The 18,829-nt window shown below is 68.9% G+C and carries 17 protein-coding genes; 14 read left to right on the top strand and 3 right to left on the bottom strand.

Going from position 1 to position 18,829, the window contains the following annotated elements:
• Nucleotides 1-185 precede the first annotated feature (185 nt).
• Genes FHG71_RS02980 through FHG71_RS02970 form a run of 3 tightly spaced genes read left to right on the top strand, consistent with a single transcriptional unit; the run spans nt 186 to nt 2,712 of the window.
• The gene (locus FHG71_RS02980; protein ID WP_139080134.1) at nt 186-1,376 is read left to right on the top strand and encodes a glycine C-acetyltransferase; all 1,191 of its coding nucleotides are present in this window, start codon (nt 186-188) and stop codon (nt 1,374-1,376) included.
• Nucleotides 1,373-2,398 carry an L-threonine 3-dehydrogenase gene (gene tdh / locus FHG71_RS02975; protein ID WP_139080133.1) on the top strand — a complete coding sequence of 342 codons (1,026 nt, stop codon included), beginning with the start codon at nt 1,373-1,375 and terminating at the stop codon, nt 2,396-2,398. The genes FHG71_RS02980 and tdh overlap by 4 nt, the downstream gene beginning before the upstream one ends.
• The gene (locus FHG71_RS02970; protein ID WP_139080132.1) at nt 2,395-2,712 is read left to right on the top strand and encodes a hypothetical protein; all 318 of its coding nucleotides are present in this window, start codon (nt 2,395-2,397) and stop codon (nt 2,710-2,712) included. The genes tdh and FHG71_RS02970 overlap by 4 nt, the downstream gene beginning before the upstream one ends.
• Nucleotides 2,713-2,760: 48 nt before the next feature.
• Here FHG71_RS02970 and FHG71_RS02965 read toward each other — a convergent pair whose 3' ends face one another.
• Nucleotides 2,761-3,033, bottom strand: coding sequence for a hypothetical protein (locus tag FHG71_RS02965; RefSeq protein ID WP_139080131.1), 273 nt, complete (start codon nt 3,031-3,033; stop codon nt 2,761-2,763).
• A gap of 178 nt (nt 3,034-3,211) precedes the next feature.
• Between FHG71_RS02965 and FHG71_RS24175 the strand changes: the two genes are divergently transcribed.
• From FHG71_RS24175 to FHG71_RS02945, 4 genes are read left to right on the top strand one after another with little or no spacing between them, the layout of a single operon-like run.
• On the top strand, nt 3,212-4,342 hold the full coding sequence (locus FHG71_RS24175) for an MFS transporter (RefSeq protein WP_139080130.1): 1,131 nt from the start codon (nt 3,212-3,214) through the stop codon (nt 4,340-4,342).
• Nucleotides 4,339-5,007, top strand: a complete 669-nt coding sequence (locus tag FHG71_RS24170; protein WP_139080129.1) for an ABC transporter ATP-binding protein — start codon at nt 4,339-4,341, stop codon at nt 5,005-5,007. The genes FHG71_RS24175 and FHG71_RS24170 overlap by 4 nt, the downstream gene beginning before the upstream one ends.
• A gap of 7 nt (nt 5,008-5,014) precedes the next feature.
• On the top strand, nt 5,015-7,402 hold the full coding sequence (locus tag FHG71_RS02950) for an FtsX-like permease family protein (RefSeq protein WP_139080128.1): 2,388 nt from the start codon (nt 5,015-5,017) through the stop codon (nt 7,400-7,402).
• Entirely contained in the window at nt 7,392-8,432 is a 1,041-nt protein-coding gene (locus FHG71_RS02945; protein WP_139080127.1) for a lipocalin-like domain-containing protein, read from the top strand. Before FHG71_RS02950 ends, FHG71_RS02945 begins: the two co-directional genes overlap by 11 nt.
• 34 nt (nt 8,433-8,466) lie before the next feature.
• Here FHG71_RS02945 and serA read toward each other — a convergent pair whose 3' ends face one another.
• Together serA and FHG71_RS02935 are read right to left on the bottom strand one after the other, a co-directional pair.
• On the bottom strand, nt 8,467-10,062 hold the full coding sequence (serA, locus tag FHG71_RS02940; protein ID WP_139080126.1) for a phosphoglycerate dehydrogenase: 1,596 nt from the start codon (nt 10,060-10,062) through the stop codon (nt 8,467-8,469).
• Nucleotides 10,063-10,151: 89 nt separating this feature from the next.
• Nucleotides 10,152-11,306, bottom strand: coding sequence for a phosphoserine transaminase (locus FHG71_RS02935; RefSeq protein ID WP_139080125.1), 1,155 nt, complete (start codon nt 11,304-11,306; stop codon nt 10,152-10,154).
• Nucleotides 11,307-11,693: 387 nt separating this feature from the next.
• On the opposite strand from FHG71_RS02935, the gene FHG71_RS23920 reads away from it, so the two are divergent.
• The 7 genes from FHG71_RS23920 to FHG71_RS02895 all read left to right on the top strand — a co-directional run bounded on the left by FHG71_RS23920 (nt 11,694) and on the right by FHG71_RS02895 (nt 18,494).
• Nucleotides 11,694-13,577 carry an AAA family ATPase gene (locus FHG71_RS23920; protein ID WP_246045321.1) on the top strand — a complete coding sequence of 628 codons (1,884 nt, stop codon included), beginning with the start codon at nt 11,694-11,696 and terminating at the stop codon, nt 13,575-13,577.
• A 372-nt stretch (nt 13,578-13,949) separates the two neighbouring features.
• A complete protein-coding gene (locus tag FHG71_RS02925; protein ID WP_139080124.1) occupies nt 13,950-14,246 on the top strand; it encodes a hypothetical protein in 297 nt (98 codons plus the stop codon).
• Nucleotides 14,243-15,154: a hypothetical protein gene (locus tag FHG71_RS02920; RefSeq protein WP_139080123.1), complete on the top strand. Its 912-nt coding sequence runs from the start codon at nt 14,243-14,245 to the stop codon at nt 15,152-15,154. Before FHG71_RS02925 ends, FHG71_RS02920 begins: the two co-directional genes overlap by 4 nt.
• Nucleotides 15,155-15,222: 68 nt before the next feature.
• Nucleotides 15,223-15,423: a helix-turn-helix transcriptional regulator gene (locus tag FHG71_RS02915; RefSeq protein ID WP_139080122.1), complete on the top strand. Its 201-nt coding sequence runs from the start codon at nt 15,223-15,225 to the stop codon at nt 15,421-15,423.
• 539 nt (nt 15,424-15,962) lie between these two features.
• Nucleotides 15,963-17,075, top strand: a complete 1,113-nt coding sequence (locus FHG71_RS02905) for a bifunctional DNA primase/polymerase (protein WP_139080121.1) — start codon at nt 15,963-15,965, stop codon at nt 17,073-17,075.
• A gap of 161 nt (nt 17,076-17,236) precedes the next feature.
• Nucleotides 17,237-17,905: a hypothetical protein gene (locus tag FHG71_RS02900; protein ID WP_139080120.1), complete on the top strand. Its 669-nt coding sequence runs from the start codon at nt 17,237-17,239 to the stop codon at nt 17,903-17,905.
• Nucleotides 17,906-17,927: 22 nt separating this feature from the next.
• A complete protein-coding gene (locus tag FHG71_RS02895) occupies nt 17,928-18,494 on the top strand; it encodes a hypothetical protein (protein WP_139080119.1) in 567 nt (188 codons plus the stop codon).
• The last annotated feature ends 335 nt before the right edge of the window (nt 18,495-18,829 follow it).

The raw sequence follows: 18,829 nt of genomic DNA, 5'->3' as shown, positions 1-18,829 counted from the left end.
GACGGCGCAAGCCGGGATGTCGTCCAGCAAGGCCCGTCCGCAGGGGCAACCCGGCGGATTGGTGGCACATAGGGGCAATCCCTCCGCTTGGGAAGGGCCACGATGCGACATGATTTGCCGCATCCCGCCAAGCGCTTGGTTCGGGCCGGGCGGCACCCTAGGTAGGGCCCGCAAGGAGACGGCGCATGCACGACTTTCTGGACGAGATCCGGTCCCGCCTCGACGCGATCCGCGCCGAGGGGCTCTGGAAGACCGAGGCGGTGATCGCCTCACCGCAGGGCCCCCGCGTCCTGGTGGAGGGGCGCGAGGTGCTGAACCTTTGCGCCAACAACTACCTCGGGCTCGCGGACCATCCCGCGCTCAGGCAGGCCGCCGCGCAGGCCATGGAGGAACGCGGCCTGGGCCTGGCCTCCGTCCGTTTCATCTGCGGCACGCAGGACCTCCACAAGGCGCTGGAAGCGCGCGTCGCCCAGTATCTCGGGCTCGACGACGCCATCCTCTTCGCCGCAGCCTTCGACGCCAACGGTGCGCTCTTCGAGCCGCTGCTGACAGATCAGGACGCCGTGGTCTCGGATGCGCTCAACCACGCCTCCATCATCGACGGCATCCGTCTGTCCAAGGCGCGCCGTCTGCGCTTCGCCACGGGCGACATGGACGACCTCGAACGCCAGCTCCGCGCGGCGCGCGAAGGGGGCGCGCGGAACATCCTGATCGCCACCGACGGCGTGTTCAGCATGGACGGCTTCTTCGCCGACCTCGCCACCATCCGCGACCTCGCGGACCGGTACGGCGCGCTCCTCATGGTGGACGACTGCCACGCCACGGGCTTCGTGGGCGAGAAGGGCCGGGGCACGCCGTCGCGGGCGGGCGTTCGAGCCGACATCGTGACGGGCACCTTCGGCAAGGCGCTGGGGGGCGCGCTGGGCGGCTTCGTCGCCGGCCCCCAGCCCGTGATCGACCTCCTGCGCCAGCGCGGGCGGCCCTACCTCTTCTCCAACGCGCTGCCCCCCGCCATCGTGGGCGCCGCGCTCGCGGCTCTCGACCTCGTGGAGGGTTTCGAGGGCGACGAGCGCCGCGCGCAACTCGACACCAACACCCGCCGCTGGCGCCGGGGCCTCCAGTCCATGGGCTTCGAGCTCCTGCCCGGCGAGCATCCCATCGTCCCCGTCATGCTCCACGACGCGCGCCTCGCGCAGGAGATGGCGCGGCGGCTCCTCGACCACGGGGTGCTGGCCACGGGCTTCTTCTATCCGGTGGTCCCGCAGGGAAAGGCCCGCATCCGCACGCAGATGAACGCGGCCCTGACCCTGCCGGACCTCGACCAGGCGCTCCAGGCTTTCCGACAGGCGGGGCGCGAGACGGGAGTCGTCATATGAAGGCGCTGGTAAAGGAGGCCCCAGGCGAGGGCCTCACCCTCAAGGACGTGCCCGAGCCCGCCATCGGCCCCGACGACGTGCTCATCAAGGTCCGCAAGACCGGCATCTGCGGGACCGACATCCATATCTGGAGCTGGGACGCCTGGGCCGCCCGCACCGTCCCCACGCCGCTCGTGACGGGCCACGAGTTCGCGGGCGAGATCGTGGCCCTGGGCCGCGACGTGACCGACCTCAAGTTGGGCCAGCGCGTCTCGGGCGAGGGCCACCTGATCGGCAAGACCTCGCGCCAGTCGCGCTCGGGCCGCTTCCACCTCGACCCCGAGACGCGCGGCATCGGCGTGAACGAGCCCGGCTCCTTCGCGGAATACCTGCGCCTCCCGGCCTTCAACGCCGTGCCGCTGCCCGACACGATCGACGACGAGATCGGCGCCATCCTCGACCCCCTCGGCAACGCCGTCCACACGGCGCTGAGCTTCGACCTGATCGGCGAGGACGTCCTGATCACCGGCGCGGGCCCCATCGGCATCATGGCGGCGGCCGTGGCCCGGCACGTGGGCGCGCGCCATGTCGTCATCACCGACGTGAACCCCCTGCGCCTCGACCTCGCCGCGCAGGTCGCGGACGTGACTCCCGTGAACGTCGCGCAGGAGGACCTCAGGGAGGTGATGTCCCGCCTCCACATGGTGCAGGGCTTCGACGTCGGCCTGGAGATGTCGGGCAGCCAGCAGGCGCTCGACCAGATGGTGGAAAGCCTCGTGATGGGCGGGCGCATCGCGCTCCTCGGCATCCCGCCCGGAAAAAGCCCGGTGGACTGGAGCCGCATCGTCCTCAAGGCCCTCACCCTCAAGGGCGTCTACGGCCGCGAGATCTTCGAGACCTGGTACAAGATGATCGCGATGCTGGAGAACGGCCTGGACGTGCGCAAGGTCATCACCCACCGCTTCAAGGCCGACGATTACCGGCAGGGCTTCGAGGCGATGCTGTCGGGGAAAAGCGGCAAGGTCGTCCTCGACTGGGCGTGAGATACCCCGTCACGCCCGACGGCCGCTACTTCGTCGTGCGCGGCCGGCTCTGGCGCATGGCGAATCCCGCGCTCGACCCGGCAACGCGCGAGGCGCTGGTGCGCGACCTCATGTCCGCCCGCCGCGCCGTGCGCGACGCGAAGGGCGAGCCCGAGGCCACGCGTCAGGCCCGCGCCCGCGTGGACGCCGCCAAGCGGGCCCTGGGCGAGCGCGGGCCGGTCTGGTGGACCGACGGGAGCCCAGACTTCAAGCGCCGGATGGCGCGGACCACTCCCTACGCCGACTGGTTCGCTGGTTTGGGCAAGGAGCCGTAGGGCGCGCGGGCCGAAGCCCACCCTGCGCCGCCCGAGGCGGCCTCAGGCTCACTTGTCCTGATAGACGTCCTTCTCCTGGGTCGTGCCGCGCCCGCGGCTGTCCTGGTTGTCGCCCAGCGGCCCGCGAAGGTCGCCCGTCTCCTTCAGGCCGGGGGTTTCGCGCGTCACGCCCGTCTCGTCGATGCGCTCGCGGATGCTCTGGGGCACCTCCTTGGCGCGCTTGAGGTCGTGTTCGGCCGGGAACCCGGGTCCGGCGTTCGGAACCTCGGTCTGGCGGCCGGGCAGCGGTCCCTGATCGCTCTTGTCGTGCGAGCCTACCATGGCCTCGTCCTCCTGATGCTGCTGGATCGGCCCCGCCGGGCGGGACCCTGGGCTCCCCTTGGGGGGCTCCTGTCCCAACGCCCGGCCTCCCCGAGCGTTCCGATGCGGCGGCCTCTGGAAGTCCCCCCGGCGTTGCGCCAAGTCTGGGGGCGCGACCTCCCCCCAGGAAAGCCCCGCCGTGACCTCCGCCATCGCCTCCCAGGCCGGGACCCCCGTCCCCGGCTTCGCCTCGCGCCTGTTCGCCTCGGGCGCGCTCGCCTTCTTCCTGACCGGCAACCTCGTCTCGCTCTACGGCGTGGCGCTGCCCGCCTGGTCCGAGACCTACGCCCTTGCCGAGGGGCAGGGCGGCGCCCTCCTCGCCGCGCAGGGCGCGGGCTCCTTCGCGGCGGTGCTGGCGGGCGTCTTCGGCCTGCCCCTGGGCCAGCGCGCGGGCCTCGTGGCGCTGGGGCTCGGCACCCTGGGCCTCGCGCTCGGCCCCGCCTGGGGGTTGATGCTGCTGGCCGCCGCCGTTGCCGGGGCGGGCTTCGGCTTCCTTTGCGTGGCGGTGAACCGCGCCTTCCTGGCGGGCTTCGGCGACCGGGGCCCCGGCATGGTGGGCCTCGTCAACGCCTTCTTCGGGCTGGGCGCCATCGGCGCGCCGCTCCTCTTCCTGCTGGCGGGCGAAAGCCCCGGCCCCGTCATGGGCGCCATCGCCGCCCTGTCGGTCGTGGCGCTCCTGCTGTCCCCCCGCGACGACGCGCCCCTCACGCGCGGCCTGCCCGACCTGCGACAGAAGAGGCTTCTCGTCACGCTCTTCATCTTCTGGAACGGCCTGATCGAAGGCGCGATCACCGGCTTCGGCGCCTCGGCCCTGATCGACGCCCGCCTGTCGTCCGAGGCGGCGGCCCAGCTCACCTCGGGCTTCTTCGTCACCTACCTCGCCGCCCGCATCGCGCTCTACTGGCTGGCCGCGCGCATCCCGCCGGGGCCGCTGTTCCTCTTCGGCCTGCTCGGCGCCTCGGCCTGCATGGCCGCCGCCGCGCTGGGCGCGCCGGGCCTGGGCTTCATCCTGGCGGGCGCCTTCGTGGGCGTGATCTTCCCGGCCTACTACGTCTGGGCCATCGGGGTCCTGGGCCCCGATGGCCGCATGACGGCGGCGATCCTGACCATGGCGCTCCTGGGCGGGACCCTTGGCCCGATCCTGCTGCGGCCTATCCTCGCCACGACCGGAGAGGAGGGCGTGTTCTGGATCGTGTCGATGGTGTCGCTGGGGGTGGCCCTGTCCTTCGCCACGCTGAAAGGCCGGGCCCAGGCCCTGGCCCCGGCGTGAGCGCCGCGCTCCTGGCGGTCCGCGACGTCCACAAGAGCTTCGCGGGCCCCGACGCCCCCATTCCCGTCCTGCGCGGCGCCTCGCTCGACCTCGCGCAGGGGCGCACGCTGGCGCTCACGGGCGAGTCCGGCTCGGGCAAGAGCACGCTCCTCCATCTCATCGGCGGCCTCGACCGCCCCGACAGCGGGAGCATCCGCCTGGGCGACGTGGAGGTGACGACGCTCGACGACCGCGGCCGCGCCCGCCTGCGCCGCGACGCGGTGGGCGTGGTCTTCCAGCAGTTCAACCTCGTCCCTTCGCTGGACGCCGGCGCCAACATCGCCTTCCAGGCCCGCCTCAAGGGCGCCCGCGACCCCGCTTGGGAAAAGGAGCTGGCCGACCGCCTCGGCCTGACCCCGCATCTCCACAAATACCCCGAGGAGCTGTCGGGCGGCCAGCAGCAGCGCGTGGCCATCGCCCGGACGCTCGCCGCCCGCCCGCGCCTCGTGCTGGCGGACGAGCCCACGGGCAACCTCGACGAGGCTTCGGCCAGCGCCGTCCTCGACCTCATGCTCGACCTCGTGCGCCAGACGGGGGCGAGCCTCCTGACCGTCACCCATTCCGAGGCGGTGGCCGAGCGCATGGACACCCGCGTCCACCTCCGCCTGGGCCGGGTCGCCGCATGAGGGGCGCATGATCGCGGCTGGCCTTCTGGCGCTCCTGTCCCACTGGCGCCGCCACAAGCTCCAGCTCTTCACCCTCATCGCGGGCCTCGCGCTCGCCACCGCGCTCTGGTCCGGCGTGCAGGCCATCAACGGCGAGGCCCGCGCCTCCTACACCGAAGCCAGCGAGACGCTGGGCGAGGGGCGCCTGTCGCGCCTCCTCCCGCCCGAGGGCGCGACCATCCCCGAGGCGACCTGGGTCGCCCTGCGCCGCGCGGGCTGGCTCGCGAGCCCCGTGGTCGAGGGGCGCTTGGGCCGCGCCCGCCTCCTGGGCATCGACCCCCTGACGACGCCCGTGGACACCGGCCCCATCGAGGAGGCCGACACCGCCGACCTCCAGGCCTTCCTCGCGCCGCAGGGCGCGCTCCTGGGGCGCGAGGAGGTGCTGGCCCAGCTTCCCGACACGGGCGCCACGCTCCTGGCCTCCGAGGAGGCCGCGCCCGGCACGGTCCTGACCGACATCGTGACCGCCCAGCGCGTCCTGGAAATCGACGGCTTCACGAGCCTCCTGCTCGCCCCCGTCCAGCCCCTGCGGCAGGTCCCGCTGGCTGAGGTCGCCCCCGGCCTCCGCCTCCAGGCTCCCGATCAGGGGACCGACCCGGCGGCGCTCACGGACAGCTTCCACCTCAACCTCACCGCCTTCGGGCTCCTGTCCTTCGCGGTCGGGCTCTTCATCGTCCATGGCGCGGTGGGCCTCGCCTTCGAGCAGCGCCGCGCCACCGTCCGCACGCTGCGCGCCATGGGGATGCCGCTCGGCCTCCTGATCGCGCTCATGGCGGCGGAACTGGCGCTTCTCGCCCTCGTCGCCGGGGGGATCGGGCTCCTGCTGGGCTACCTCATCGCCGCCGCGCTCCTGCCGGACGTGGCGGGCACCCTCCAGGGCCTCTATGGCGCCGAGGTCGCGGGCACGCTCCGCTTCCGGCCGCTCTGGGCGCTCTCCGGCATGGCCATCGCGCTGGTGGGCACCGCGGCGGCGGCGGCCAGCGCCTTCCGCCGCCTCGCCACCACGCCGCTCCTCGCCGGAGGCACCCGCCGTGCCGGCGCCCGCTGGGCCGCGCGCCGCGCCATCCGGCAGGGTGTCGCGGGCCTCGTCCTCCTCCTTGTCGCGCTTCTCGTCGGCCTCTGGGGCGGCGGGCTCGTCGGCGGCTTCGTCACGCTCGGCTGCCTGATGATCGGCGGCGCGCTTCTCCTCCCGCTCCTCCTCGACCGCGTCCTCGCGCTGGGCAGCCGCTTCGCCCGCGAGGCGCTGCCCCAGTGGATCTGGGCCGACTCCCGCGCCGAGCTTCCCGGCCTCTCCCTCGCCCTGATGGCGCTGCTCCTCGCCATGGCCGCCAACGTCGGCGTCTCGACCATGGTCAGCAGCTTCCGCCAGACCTTCGTGGACTTCCTCGACCAGCGCCTCGCGCCCGAGCTTTATGTCGGCGTCTCCTCCCCCGACCGCGTGAACGCCTTCCTCGCCGCGCTGCCCTCGGGCACCCGCGTCCTCCCCATCGCCGAGATCGAGCGCCCCCTCGCGGGCCTGCCCGCGCAGGTCCAGATCCTGCGCGACGACCCCACCTACCGCGAGAACTGGCGCTTCCTGTCCGCCGTCCCCGACGCCTGGGACCGGCTCGCGGCGGGGCAGGGGCTCCTCGTCAACGAGCAGCTCGCCCGCCGTGCGGGCCTGTCGGTGGGCGACGATCTCCAGGTCACTGGCGCCGTCACCCTCCCGATCCTCGGCATCTACGGCGACTACGGCAATCCGGTGGGCGAGGCGATCCTGACCGAGGCGCTGTTCCGCCAGACCTTCCCCGAGGTGGTCCCCGTCAATTTCGGCCTGCGCCTGCCCGCCGAAGGGGTCCCGGCGCTGGCCGAGCGGCTGGTGACCGACCTGGGCCTCGACCCAGATCAGGTGGTGAACCAGTCGAACCTCAAGGCCATCTCGCTCGGCATCTTCGAGCGCACCTTCGCGGTCACCGCCGCGCTGAACGTCCTCACGCTCGCCGTCGCGGGCTTCGCGCTCCTCATGTCGCTCCTGACGCTGGCCTCGATCCGCCTGCCGCAGCTCGCCCCCGTCTGGGCGTTGGGCACGCGGCGCGCGACCTTGGGCCGGCTGGAGCTGATCCGCGCCGTGGGCCTGTCGACCCTGACCGCGCTGGCCGCGCTTCCCCTGGGCCTCGCGCTGGCCTGGGTGCTTCTGGCGGTCGTCAACGTCGAGGCCTTCGGCTGGCGGCTGCCGATGTTCCTCTTCCCTTGGGACTGGCTGCGCCTCTTCGCGCTGGCGCTGCTGGCCGCCGCGCTCGCCGCCCTCTGGCCCGCGATCCGCCTCGCCCGCGTGCCGCCGTCGATCCTCCTCAAGGTGTTCTCGGATGAACGCTAGGACCCTCGTCCTTGCCCTCTGCCCCCTGGCCGCCCAGGCGCAGGGCTTCGCGGGCCTTGGCACCTCGGCCGAAGGCTACGCCCTCCCGCAGCCCGGATACGGGTTCGCCTTTCCACGGGACCACGGGGCGCATCCCACCTTCCGCATCGAATGGTGGTACATCACGGCGAACCTGACAGGCCCCGACGGCACCCCCTACGGCTTCCAGTGGACGCTCTTCCGCTCGGCCCTCGCGCCCGGAGGCGCGCCCGAAGCCCAGGTCTGGATGGGCCACGCCGCCGTCACCACGCCCGAGGCGCATTTCGTCACCGAGCGCCTCGCCCGCGGCGCCACAGGCCAGGCGGGCGTCACGGCCGACCCGTTCGAGGCCTGGATCGACGAATGGCGTCTCGCCGGCCCCAACTTCGACACCGCGACCCTCACCGCGCAGGGCCCCGACTGGGGCTACGACGTGACGCTCACCGCCCAGGGCCCCATCGTCTTGCAAGGCGACCAGGGCTACAGCGTCAAGTCCGAGGACGGGCAGGCCAGCCACTACTACTCCCAGCCCTTCTTCGCCGTCGACGGCACCCTGACCCTCCCCGACGGCGAGATCCCCGTGACCGGCACCGCCTGGCTTGACCGTGAATGGTCCTCCCAGCCGCTCGCCGACCGGCAGGTGGGCTGGGACTGGTTCTCGCTGTCCTTCGACACCGGGGAAAAGCTCATGGCCTTCCGGTTGAACGAGGAGGGCGGCGACGCCTTCACCGCCGCCACCTGGATCGCGCCCGATGGCACGCCCACGCCCTTCCCGAACGGCGCCTTCGCCGCCGAGCCGCTGGCGACCTCGGACGTGACCGACGGCGAGGGGGCCCAACGCGAGATCCCCACCCGCTGGCGCGTCCGGCTGCCCGACCGCGGCCTCGACGCGACGGTCGAGGCGCTGAACCCCCAGGCCTGGATGGCGACCTCCGTCCCTTACTGGGAGGGGCCCGTGACCGTCACCGGCTCCCACGCGGGCGTGGGCTACCTGGAAATGACCGGCTACTGACGAAGCGGGGGGTCCTTGGACCTCCCGCTCCGCATCACGCCATGTCGAACTGCAGCGCCTTGACCTGCTGGAACATCCCCGTCCCGCGCAACTGGTCAAGGATCGGCTCGGGCACCGGATCGTCCACGTAGAGTATCGCGATGGCCTCGCCGCCCCGGTGGCTGCGGCCCAGCGTGAAGTTGGCGATATTCACGCCGTTCTCGCCCATGGTCTGCCCCAGCGCGCCGATGATGCCCGGCACGTCCTCGTTGGTGGTGTAGACCATGTTCGCCCCGATCTCGGCGTCCACCGTGATGCCCTTGATCTGGATGAACCGAGGCTTGCCGTCCGAGAACACGGTCCCCGCCACCGACCGCTCGCGCAGTTCGGTCACGACCGTGACCTTGATGTAGCCCTCGAACATGCCCGACTGGTCCTGCCGGGTGGTCGAGATGTGGATGCCCCGCTCCCGCGCGATCACCGGCGCGCTGACGAGGTTCACGTCCGGGTTCGCCCGCCGCATGATCCCCGCGATCACCGCGCAGTTCAGCGCCGCGAGGTTCATCGTGCTCGTGATCCCGTCATACAGCACGTTGATCGCCGTGATGGGCTCGTCCGTCATCTGCCCCACGAAGTTGCCCAGATGCCCCGCAAGCCGGATCCACGGCCCCATCACCCTGGCTTCTTCGGCGGTCACCGACGGCATGTTGAGCGCGTTGCTCACCGCGCCCGTCAGCAGGTAGTCGGCCATCTGCTCGGCCACCTGCAGGGCCACGTTCTCCTGCGCCTCGGTGGTGCTGGCGCCCAGATGCGGCGTCACCACCACGTTGGGCAGCCCGAACAGCGGCGAATCCGTCGCGGGCTCGACGGCGAAGACGTCGAAGGCCGCCCCCGCCACATGGCCGCTCTTCAGCGCCTCGGCCAGCGCCTCCTCATCGACCAGCCCGCCCCGCGCGCAGTTCACGATCCGCACGCCCGGCTTCAGCTTCTGAATCGCCTCGCGGCTCAGGATGTTGCGGGTCTGGTCGGTCAGCGGCACATGGAGCGTGATGAAGTCGGCGCGGCGGAACAGCTCGTCCAACTCCACCTTCTCCACGCCCATCTGGTCGGCCCGCTCCTCGCCCAGGAAGGGGTCGTAGGCCACGACCTTCATCTTGAGCCCCCGTGCCCGGTCGCAGACGATGGAGCCGATGTTGCCCGCGCCGATGACACCCAGCGTCTTGCCGGTCAGCTCCACCCCCATGAAGCGCGACTTCTCCCACTTCCCCGCATGGGTGGAGGCATTCGCCTCCGGGATCTGCCGCGCCACGGCCAGCATCATCGCGATGGCGTGCTCGGCGGTGGTGATGCTGTTCCCGAAGGGCGTGTTCATCACGATGATGCCCTTCTTGGACGCGGCCGGGATGTCCACGTTGTCCACGCCGATGCCCGCGCGCCCGATCACCTTGAGGTTCGTGGCGGCGGCGAGCAGCTTCTCCGTCGCCTTGGTCGCGGACCGGATCGCCAAGCCGTCGTAGTTGCCGATGATCGCCAGCAGGGCGTCCTTGTCCTTGCCGAGCTTGGGTTGGTAGTCGACCTCCACGCCGCGATCCTTGAAGATCTGAACGGCGGCGGTCGAGAGTTCGTCCGAGATGAGCACGCGGGGGGCCATGAGGGGCTCCATGAATGAAATCTGAGGGGGTGGCGGGCCGAATGCCCGCCATGGGATGGGGCAGGGCGGGGTCGCCCCCCGCCGCCGGATCACGCCGCCTGAGCGACCTTGGCGATCTCCTCGTGGAACGCCCAGTCGAGCCAGGGCAGCATCGCCTCGATGTCCGCCCGCTCCACCGTCGCCCCGCACCAGACCCGCAGGCCGGGGGGCGCGTCGCGATAGGCGCCCACGTCCAGCGCCGCGCCCGCCTGCTCCAGCCGCTTCGCCACGGCCTTTGCGAAGGCCGCGCCGTCGGTGATGCGCGGATCGGTGAACTTCAGGCAGACGGAGGTGTTCGACCGCGTGGCCTCGTCCTCGGCGAGGTTCACGATCCAGGGCCGCGCCGCGCAGAAGTCCCACACGGCCTGCGCATTGGCGTCGGCGCGGGCGATCAGCGCCGGCAGCCCGCCGATGGCCTGGCCCCACTCCATTGCCACGATCCAGTCCTCGACGCAGAGCATCGACGGCGTGTTGATCGTCTCGCCCTGGAAGATGCCCTCGATCAGCTTGCCCTTGCTGGTCAGCCGGAAGATCTTCGGCAGCGGCCGGTCCGGCGTGAACGACTCCAGCCGCTCCACCGCGCGGGGCCCGAGGATCAGGACACCATGCGCCGCCTCCCCGCCCATGACCTTCTGCCAGGAGAAGGTCACCACATCGAGCTTGTCGAAGGGCAGCTCCTGCGCGAAGGCCGCCGAGGTCGCGTCGCAGATCGTCAGCCCCTTGCGGTCGGCCGGGATCACGTCACCCGAAGGCACCCGCACGCCCGAGGTCGTGCCGTTCCAGGTGAAGACCACGTCGCGGTCGTAGTCCAGCGCCGCCATGTCCACGATGCGCCCGTAATCGGCGCGATGCACCCGCGCATCGAGCCGGAGCTGCTTCACCGCATCCGTGACCCAGCCTTCGCCGAACGACTCCCAGGCAACCATCTCCACCGGCCGCTCGCCCAGCAGGGTCCACATGGCCATCTCGACGGCCCCGGTGTCGGACGCCGGCACGATGCCGATGCGATGGGTGTCGGGGACCTGCAGGACCTCGCGCGTCAGGTCGATGGCGCGCTTCAGCCGCGCCTTGCCTTCGGCGGCGCGGTGCGACCGGCCAAGGCTCGCGCCGGACAGCGTATCGAGGCTCCAGGTGGGGGGTTTGGCGCAGGGGCCCGAGGAGAAACGGGGGTTCGCAGGCTTGGCCTGCGGCGTCTCGCGCGTCATGATCTACCCTTCCAGGTATATGGCCCCTCGTTGGGGAGGGGTGTCCCAAGGACGCCCCTACGGAACCCCAGTAAAAAAAGCAAGAGACCAGCGGTTCGCCCCTGCTGAACCGTGCTCCAATGTGCAGAACGATGTACCGACCTCGCGGCATCAGCGGCACAAATCTGACACACGCACGTCAGTGCAGGTCGAGCGGCTCAGGCAGATGTCACGGGTCCAGACAAGCAAAAACCCCGGCGCGCTGGCGGGCGCAACCGGGGCTGTTAGCAAGACTGCTGGTCTTCATCATCTGTATGCCCGACCAGGGCGCCTCCGGGCAAGCCTCTTCTTTTGGGATCGTGAGTCCAACAGCGTCGAACGGGTCTACAAATCCGGGGCGGTGCTCGCATGACCATGCATCAACCAATCCTCAGCCTGCGCAATTTGGCGGCTGCTCTGGACGGTGATGTGACCGGTCCCGAGAGCATCAATGCGCCTGGACCCGGTCACAGCCCCAAGGACCGCAGCCTGTCGGTCAAGCTGGCGCCCGACAACCCGGACGGCTTCGTCGTGCACAGTCACGCAGGCGACGACTGGCAGAAATGCCGCGACCACGTGCTCCAGTGCCTTGGCCGGGCGCCTTGGACCCCTCGGGGAGACAAGGAGCGGCAGGGTGGCCCGGGACGGCCGCAGCGCAAAGTCGCGGAATACGTCTACCATCTCGAAGACGGCACGCCCTACCTCAAGGTGACCCGCCTTAAGGACCCCAAGAGCTTCCCGCAGGAGCACTGGACAGGCACAGGCTGGGCCAAGGGCAAGCCCAAAGGTCCGAAGGTGCCCTACAGGTTGCCGGAGCTCCTGGCGTCCCCCCATGCACCTGTGCTGATTGCAGAAGGCGAGAAGGACGCAGACGCGCTGGACCGCCTTGGGCTGGTCGCCACGACCGCCTCAGAGGGGGCTGGCAAGTGGACCTCCGACCTCAACCGGTGGTTCACCGGCCGCATCGTCTATATCCTGCCTGACAACGATGAGGCTGGCCGGGCGCACGCGCGTCAGGTTGCGGAGAGTCTGCTAGAGACCGCAGCCGAGGTGCGGATTGTGGCTCTCCCGGGCCTCCCTGAGAAGGGCGACGTGTCGGACTGGATCGCGTCAGATGGCGACATCGAGGAGCTGCTGAGGCTCTGCCAAGAGACCCAGCCGTGGCGGCCTCAGGAGACGGCGCACAACGAGGCGGCTTCACGGGCCTCGCGCTTCTACTCGGCGGCGAGCCTCAAGGGCAGGCCGGTGCCCGAGCGCCCCTGGCTGGTGCCCGGCCTTGTGCCCGATCGAACCGTGACTCTGTTCTCGGGCGACGGAGGGACCGGCAAGTCACTCTTGGCGCATCAGCTTGGCATCGCCGTGGCCTCAGGCTGCGGCTGGCTCGGGATGGATGTCGCGCAAGGACGGGTCATCTACCTTTCAGCCGAGGATGACGACGACGAGCTGCATCGCCGCACCGACGACATCCTCCGGGCCATCGGACGAACCTATGACGACATCGAGGGTCTGACGCTTCGCAGCCTTGCGGGCGAGGACGCGCTTCTGGCAGTGGAGAGCGGACTGGCCTTGATGGCCTCGGCGCTCTTCCAGGAACTGGAGGCCCGCGCCGCCGACGAGCAGCCGGCTCTTGTCGTGATAGACACGCTCGCGGACGTGTATCCAGCCAACGAGAACGATCGCATGAAGGTGCGCCAGTTCATCGGGATCCTGCGGGGACTCGCGATCCGGCAGCGCTGCGCCGTAATGCTGCTGGGGCACCCGTCGCTCACAGGCCTAACCTCCGGCTCGGGTTCGTCGGGATCTACGGCCTGGAACAACTCGGTGCGCTCGCGGCTCTACTTGTCCCGCATCATCCAGGACGGGCATGAGCCTGAGCCGGACAAGCGGGTGCTCACGACCAAGAAGGCGAACTACAGCCGGGTCGGAGGCGAGATCGGCATGACGTGGCGCGGCGGGGTCTTCGTGGCCGACGTGGCGCCGTCGGGCCTCGACAAGATGGCGGCAGGAGCCAAGGCCGAGCGGGTGTTTCTGAAGCTCTTGGACGAGTTCACGAGCCAGGGACGCCGGGTGAACCATGCAGGCGCCTCGACCTATGCCCCCTCGCAATTCGCCAAGCACCCAAAGTCCGAAGGTGTTACCAAGAACGCTTTCGCGGCTGCGATGAACAGCCTTCTGAGCAACGGCACCCTTGCAATCGGAGAGGAAGGCCCGCCCTCGCGGCGCGTAAAGTTCCTGATGAGAGCGATCCGATGATGCTCACGCGGGCCGCTTCAACCCCCTTCAACCCCAGTTCAACCCACCCTACGGAAGTGGCTTCAACCCTCCCTGCAAACCCCCTTCAACCCCCTAGCCACACACACCCCCATACCCCCTATAGCGCTGCACCCGCCCTGAGAGGCGGGGTGCACGCCTTTCTACTGTTGCCCGAGGGGCTGAGGCCCCGGTGACCGTCATGGCTCTTGGTCGATGCGGACGCCTCTGCCGCGTGCATCAAGAGCCAACATGAATGACGGCGCACCTCTTCCTCGATCTCTGCAACGCCTTCTTGGAGTCACCTATGATTGACGACGCCCCTAGCGATCCCCTTGCGCCCTCTTCGCCATCGCACGCGTTCAGGACGAAGACGTGCCGCTTGGCGTGGCGGAGGCCTGGAAGGAGGCCTACGAGGCCCTTCTGGAGGCAATAGACGAGCGCAAGGCCTTCATGGCCGTCACTGGCGCTGCCATGACGCTGGTCGATGTCTTGGACGCCTATGAGGACGCCCTTGAGGAGGGCAATCAGGAGCGGATTGCCGAGTTGGCTGAAGCCGGCGCTGAGGCCGAGGATACCTTGGTTGATGCACTGAACCAGGTTCACACGCTCATGCAGGATCCACTGGAAACCGCCACCACGGGCGATGGCATGGAGGATGCCCAAGGATGAACGTCGAGGTTCTCAGGCAACTCTACCACGAGATGCAGATTCCCTATGGGAACGCTCTACGACCAACCGGCGGCTTGGCACCAATCGAGTTCGTTTCTGAAGCTGCACAGGGACGGAGGCTTTACCTGGGATCCACATGGCCCAGAGAGCATCTCTCGGAAGAAGAGTTGCTACTCTCCAGTCTCCAATACGCGTGCTCGGTTGTCGCCAGATATGCCGCCGACCGGGGGGTCTACGTGCTCCAACTAGATCCTGCCATGGAGATGCTGGAGAAAGAGGTGGTGCCGTTTCGGATTGAGGGTGGGATTCCTGGAAAGCGCGGATCCTTTGGATACCACTTCCGCGAGTCCCGTGAAGGAGTTTTGACCGAGCTCTTCGACTCAAGCCCCAAAGTGGCTCGTGAGCTTCTCAAGAGGATTGGCCTTAACCTCTGGGAAGGGATCGAAACGCCGGAGGAAGCCAAAAGCTTGGCGTGCGGCGTTCTCTGGGAGTTGGACAAGGTTCGCCGGGAGCCAGCCAACCGGCCGAGCAATGCTCATCGAGACACCCTTCTGGTCGGCATAGCGGATCGGCTCAAGATGGTTGCCGGTTATCCAACGGGCGGTGAGAAGGCTCAGTACTTCCGGGGTGAGAAGCCACCAGTCTGCGGATGCACGATAGCAGCGGCTGCTCTCGATGCTTTCGGTGTCGATGTGGACGCCATACGCGCATTCAAGATTAACCAGGCGGCAAAGACCTACCTGCAGAACGTTCGCGATATTGATGAGCTCTTGCGCCCAAATGGGATGACGGTCTTGAACGCGCAGCAGGGATCGGCATCAGATGATCACGCTGATCCGGTGCTTGCAGCACTCGCCTACTTCTTCGAGAGCATTCCTGGTGGCACCCCCAAAAAGCGCCGAGCTTAATGGGGTTTCCTTTCCGATTCACCGTCAAATAGCGTCGGCCTCACGCAACCAAGCGCGAGACTGATCAAATGACCTTCACCGATCCTCTGATCCGCGACAAGGATGGTGCCGCCATGATCGGCGCATCCGTTGCGACGTTCCGGCGCCGAGTTGCGGATGGCACCATCGCTCCGCCAATCAAGATTGGCGGAATGAGCCGCTGGCGCCGCTCCGACATCGAGGCCGTCATTGCCCGAGCCGAAGCCCGGCGTGAAACGAACGCTGCATAGAAAAACACCCGCAGACCGGATCGGCCTTGCGGGTGTCTGTCTATTTTCGGGTGCTTCGGAATAGATAGCGCATTCGGGTCGATCCTTCAACAAGGATCCCTCTGCCGTGCTTTCTCCCCTTCTCTCCTCCCTCTGGCCTGATGCTCCTGACGGGCACGCCGGGCGTGGGCTCCTTTGCCTGTGCGCCGCCATCCTGCGCCGCCGCTGCGGTCTCGATGACGCCACCGCCCGCTTCCTTGCACCCCTGGTCTTCGGAGACGTCTGCCTGTGAGCGACCCCATCAATCCGACCGTTCTTCCTCCTCGGAAACCCACGCGACAGGAAGCTTGGCGGGAGCGGAACCCGCAGAAGTACTGGGCTCACTCGGCGCTTCGCTCCGGGCTCAAGCGCGGCCTCGTTCAACAGAAGCCCTGCGAGGTTTGCGGTGACCCGAGGAGCGAGGCCCATCACCCTTCTTACGACACGCCCCTTGTCGTCCAGTGGCTCTGCCGGACGCACCACAAGGCGCTTCACGCGATGGAAAAGAAGGACAAGGCGGCATGAACGCCCGCGCCTTCGATCTCGCCGTCAGCAGCCTGCCCTCTGAGATGGCTCGCCTCCATGGCGCTGGCTTCAGCCTCCTGCCACTTGGCCGGGGGGCAGACGGCAAGGCGCCGCTCCTTGGTTTCTCAGGAACGGCGCGGCTGCCCTTGAAGCGTGTCCTCGCGCCGATGCACCGGACTGGCTCGACCTGCTACGGCATCCGGCTGGGTGGCCTCGCCGTTATCGACTGCGACAGTGACGACCCGGCTCTGGTCTCGGTCATGGAGGCGCGGTTTGGCGCGTCACCGGTCCACATTCGGACCCCGAGGGGACGGCACCTTTTCTATCGCGCGCCCAACATCGAGCGACCGGTCTATCCCAACCTCCGCGGCGAAGGGCATGCGGTGGATCTCAAGCGGGGAGCCACAAGCTACGTCATGGGGCCAGGCTCCGTCCGACCTGACGGTGGGGCTTACTTCACGGCCAAGGGCGTGCTCGGCCAGGACGAGTTGCCCGTCATTGCGCTCTCCCGCTCGAAGTCGGCCGCACGACTTCTCGGGGCAGGAGAGCCAGTGCCGGAAGGCGGGCGGCATGATGCACTCCTCAAGGCTGCCATTGCTACGGTCGGGTCGGTCAACAGCCTGATCGAAATGCAGGAGGCGCTGACATCAGTTCGCGATCATCTCTGCGTATCGCCGACCACCCTGCCCGAGGAGGAGGTGCGACGGATCGGCGAATGGGCGTGGCGCTGCCGATTGGAGGGGCATGTGTACTGCGGTCGTGCGAGCGCCTTCAGGGTGGAGCGTCAGGCGCTGGATGCGCTCAAAGGAGCCCCCAACCGCTCTGATGCAGTCGCCCTCTTCATCACGCTCCAGGACCAGCATGGGCATCGGCCGGGCTACGCCTTCGCGCTTGACCACACAGGCATGCTTGAGGCCGGGCACACCGACCTGACGCGTCGTCGCTTCGCTGCTGCCCGCGACATGCTTCTGAGCCGAGGTCTGCTTCAGGTAGCTGCGAACCACTGCGCAGGACGACGGGCCCGGACTTATCGCTTGGCTCGCCCGCTGACCCCCAGCGCGAACGTCACGCCGCTCCATGGGGGCGGGGGGGCAGGGGGAGAGGTCTAATGGTTACATATGTTGACCAGATCTGGCGCGACAGACGGACCTTCGCGCCCGAGGGGCCCAGCAGCGGGGCTGACACATGCGCTGCCGCGGGGCATCCGAGGGCGGAGAGTTCTGCAACCAATACGCGCGCGCGCGAGGCGGAGGCGCCCGAACCGCAAGGTTTGCACAAGGGTCGCGCTCCTGGTGCTGCCTTTGCCACCCTCGCGCGATCCTTTGCGGAGCAGCAGGCCTTTCCGCTGCGGCGCCTCGCGACCCTCCGGGACGCCGCTCTGACCAGTGCCATAGCCTGCACGCTCCATGCCCATAAGGAAGCGGAAGCTGCCCTGTCGGCCGGTGCCATGCTCTGGGAGGCCAAGAAGTTCTGCCCGTCCGCGGCGTGGGGCGATCTGCTGGAGGGCGTCGGGGTGACGGTGTCGGCGGCGGAGGCTTTCGTACATCTGCACCGTGTCGGCCTCGATGCGAACTCCGTCGTGGGGCTGGGCGGATCGAACGCCGCCGCGAACTGGGCGGCCCAGGTCTGCCTGCCAAGCTGGGGTGAGATCCTGGCCATCGCTCCGGCGGGCTATCAGGGCGGACGTCTCGTCTACGTCTGGCGTCAGCCCGAAGGCTACTGCGCGGGCATGATCGATGCAGGCACGCCGGGGTCGCCATCATTCGTGACCCGCAGCCCGCTGACCTGCGAACGCACGCTCTGGCGCATCGTCTGGTCCCTCCTGCGCGGCCAGATCGCCGACGCTTCCTTCCATGTCTTCGAGGGGGACGACCTCCCTGATGAGCTGGAAGGGCACCGCCGGGCCGTCCTGCGGGCTGCCGAGCCCACCATCCACTGATCGCGACGTCTGGAGAGAAGACATGACGAGCCCAGAGACCCCGCTTGTGAAGGACCACAAGGTGCCGAAGCTCAAGCCTGCCGAGGAGCGCGGCGTGCCTCGGCTGGGACTGTCGATGGCAGACGACAGCACCTTACGCACCCAGATCGCGGGCGACTGGACCAGCATCACCAAGGCGGCCGGTGCTCCCGAGGTGTCCCACTGGATCGCCATGCAGCTCGCCGCCTTGGGTGACCATGGGCACCGCGTTAGCGAGACCGTGACGAACTGCGCCCTGACCTTCGTGAGCGAGATGAAGCCGCGCGACCCGGCCGAGCTGCTGCTCGTCACACAGATGGCGGCTGTCCACCAGGCAACGATGACGATGGCCCGCCGGCTCAACCACGTCCAGACCATCCCCCAGCAGGACGCGGCCGAGCGGGCACTTAACAAGCTCGCGCGTACCTTCACGGCCCAAGTCGAGACGCTCAAGCGCTACCGCTCCAAAGGCCAGCAGGTTGTCCGGGTAGAGCGGGTCAACGTGGAGCCCGGCGCGCAGGCCATCGTGGGAACCGTGACCCACGGGGGAGGGTCGGATGCAGAAAGCTGACGACAACCCCATGGACCGGGCGAACGCCGCCCCTCGCTGCACCGCGCACTCAAAACGGACAGGGGAGCCCTGCCGCGTACCGGCCGTCACAGGCTGGAACGTCTGCCACTTCCATGGAGCTGGAGGTGGTCACCCGGCGGGACCGTCTCACCCGACCTGGAAGCACGGCATGCGCTCCCGGGAGTGGGTCGAAAGCCGCAAGCTGGTCAACGAACTCGCCCGCAAGGCACGTGAGACCGAGGCCCTGATCGGATGACGACCTCTCCAGGACACAACCCTGGGCTGCCTGCAGGCGGGCCCCGCCCAACGATCCAAAGAAAGGACACGGCAATGAC

Origin of the sequence: Rubellimicrobium roseum (genome assembly GCF_006152145.1) — a bacterium.
Taxonomy (GTDB): Bacteria; Pseudomonadota; Alphaproteobacteria; order Rhodobacterales; family Rhodobacteraceae; genus Rubellimicrobium; species Rubellimicrobium roseum.
Note: the sequence above shows the minus strand (reverse complement) of the source record. Positions and strands in the feature narration are given on the sequence as shown.

Bases quoted from the DNA above. Each gene is read 5' to 3' on its own strand.
- FHG71_RS02980 (WP_139080134.1), top strand. From the start codon at position 186: ATGCACGACTTTCTGGACGAGATCCGGTCCCGCCTCGACGCGATCCGC.
- tdh (WP_139080133.1), top strand. From the start codon at position 1,373: ATGAAGGCGCTGGTAAAGGAGGCCCCAGGCGAGGGCCTCACCCTCAAG.
- FHG71_RS02965 (WP_139080131.1), bottom strand. From the start codon at position 3,033: ATGGTAGGCTCGCACGACAAGAGCGATCAGGGACCGCTGCCCGGCCGC.
- FHG71_RS02950 (WP_139080128.1), top strand. From the start codon at position 5,015: ATGATCGCGGCTGGCCTTCTGGCGCTCCTGTCCCACTGGCGCCGCCAC.
- FHG71_RS02945 (WP_139080127.1), top strand. From the start codon at position 7,392: ATGAACGCTAGGACCCTCGTCCTTGCCCTCTGCCCCCTGGCCGCCCAG.
- serA (WP_139080126.1), bottom strand. From the start codon at position 10,062: ATGGCCCCCCGCGTGCTCATCTCGGACGAACTCTCGACCGCCGCCGTT.
- FHG71_RS02935 (WP_139080125.1), bottom strand. From the start codon at position 11,306: ATGACGCGCGAGACGCCGCAGGCCAAGCCTGCGAACCCCCGTTTCTCC.
- FHG71_RS23920 (WP_246045321.1), top strand. From the start codon at position 11,694: ATGACCATGCATCAACCAATCCTCAGCCTGCGCAATTTGGCGGCTGCT.
- FHG71_RS02920 (WP_139080123.1), top strand. From the start codon at position 14,243: ATGAACGTCGAGGTTCTCAGGCAACTCTACCACGAGATGCAGATTCCC.
- FHG71_RS02915 (WP_139080122.1), top strand. From the start codon at position 15,223: ATGACCTTCACCGATCCTCTGATCCGCGACAAGGATGGTGCCGCCATG.
- FHG71_RS02905 (WP_139080121.1), top strand. From the start codon at position 15,963: ATGAACGCCCGCGCCTTCGATCTCGCCGTCAGCAGCCTGCCCTCTGAG.
- FHG71_RS02895 (WP_139080119.1), top strand. From the start codon at position 17,928: ATGACGAGCCCAGAGACCCCGCTTGTGAAGGACCACAAGGTGCCGAAG.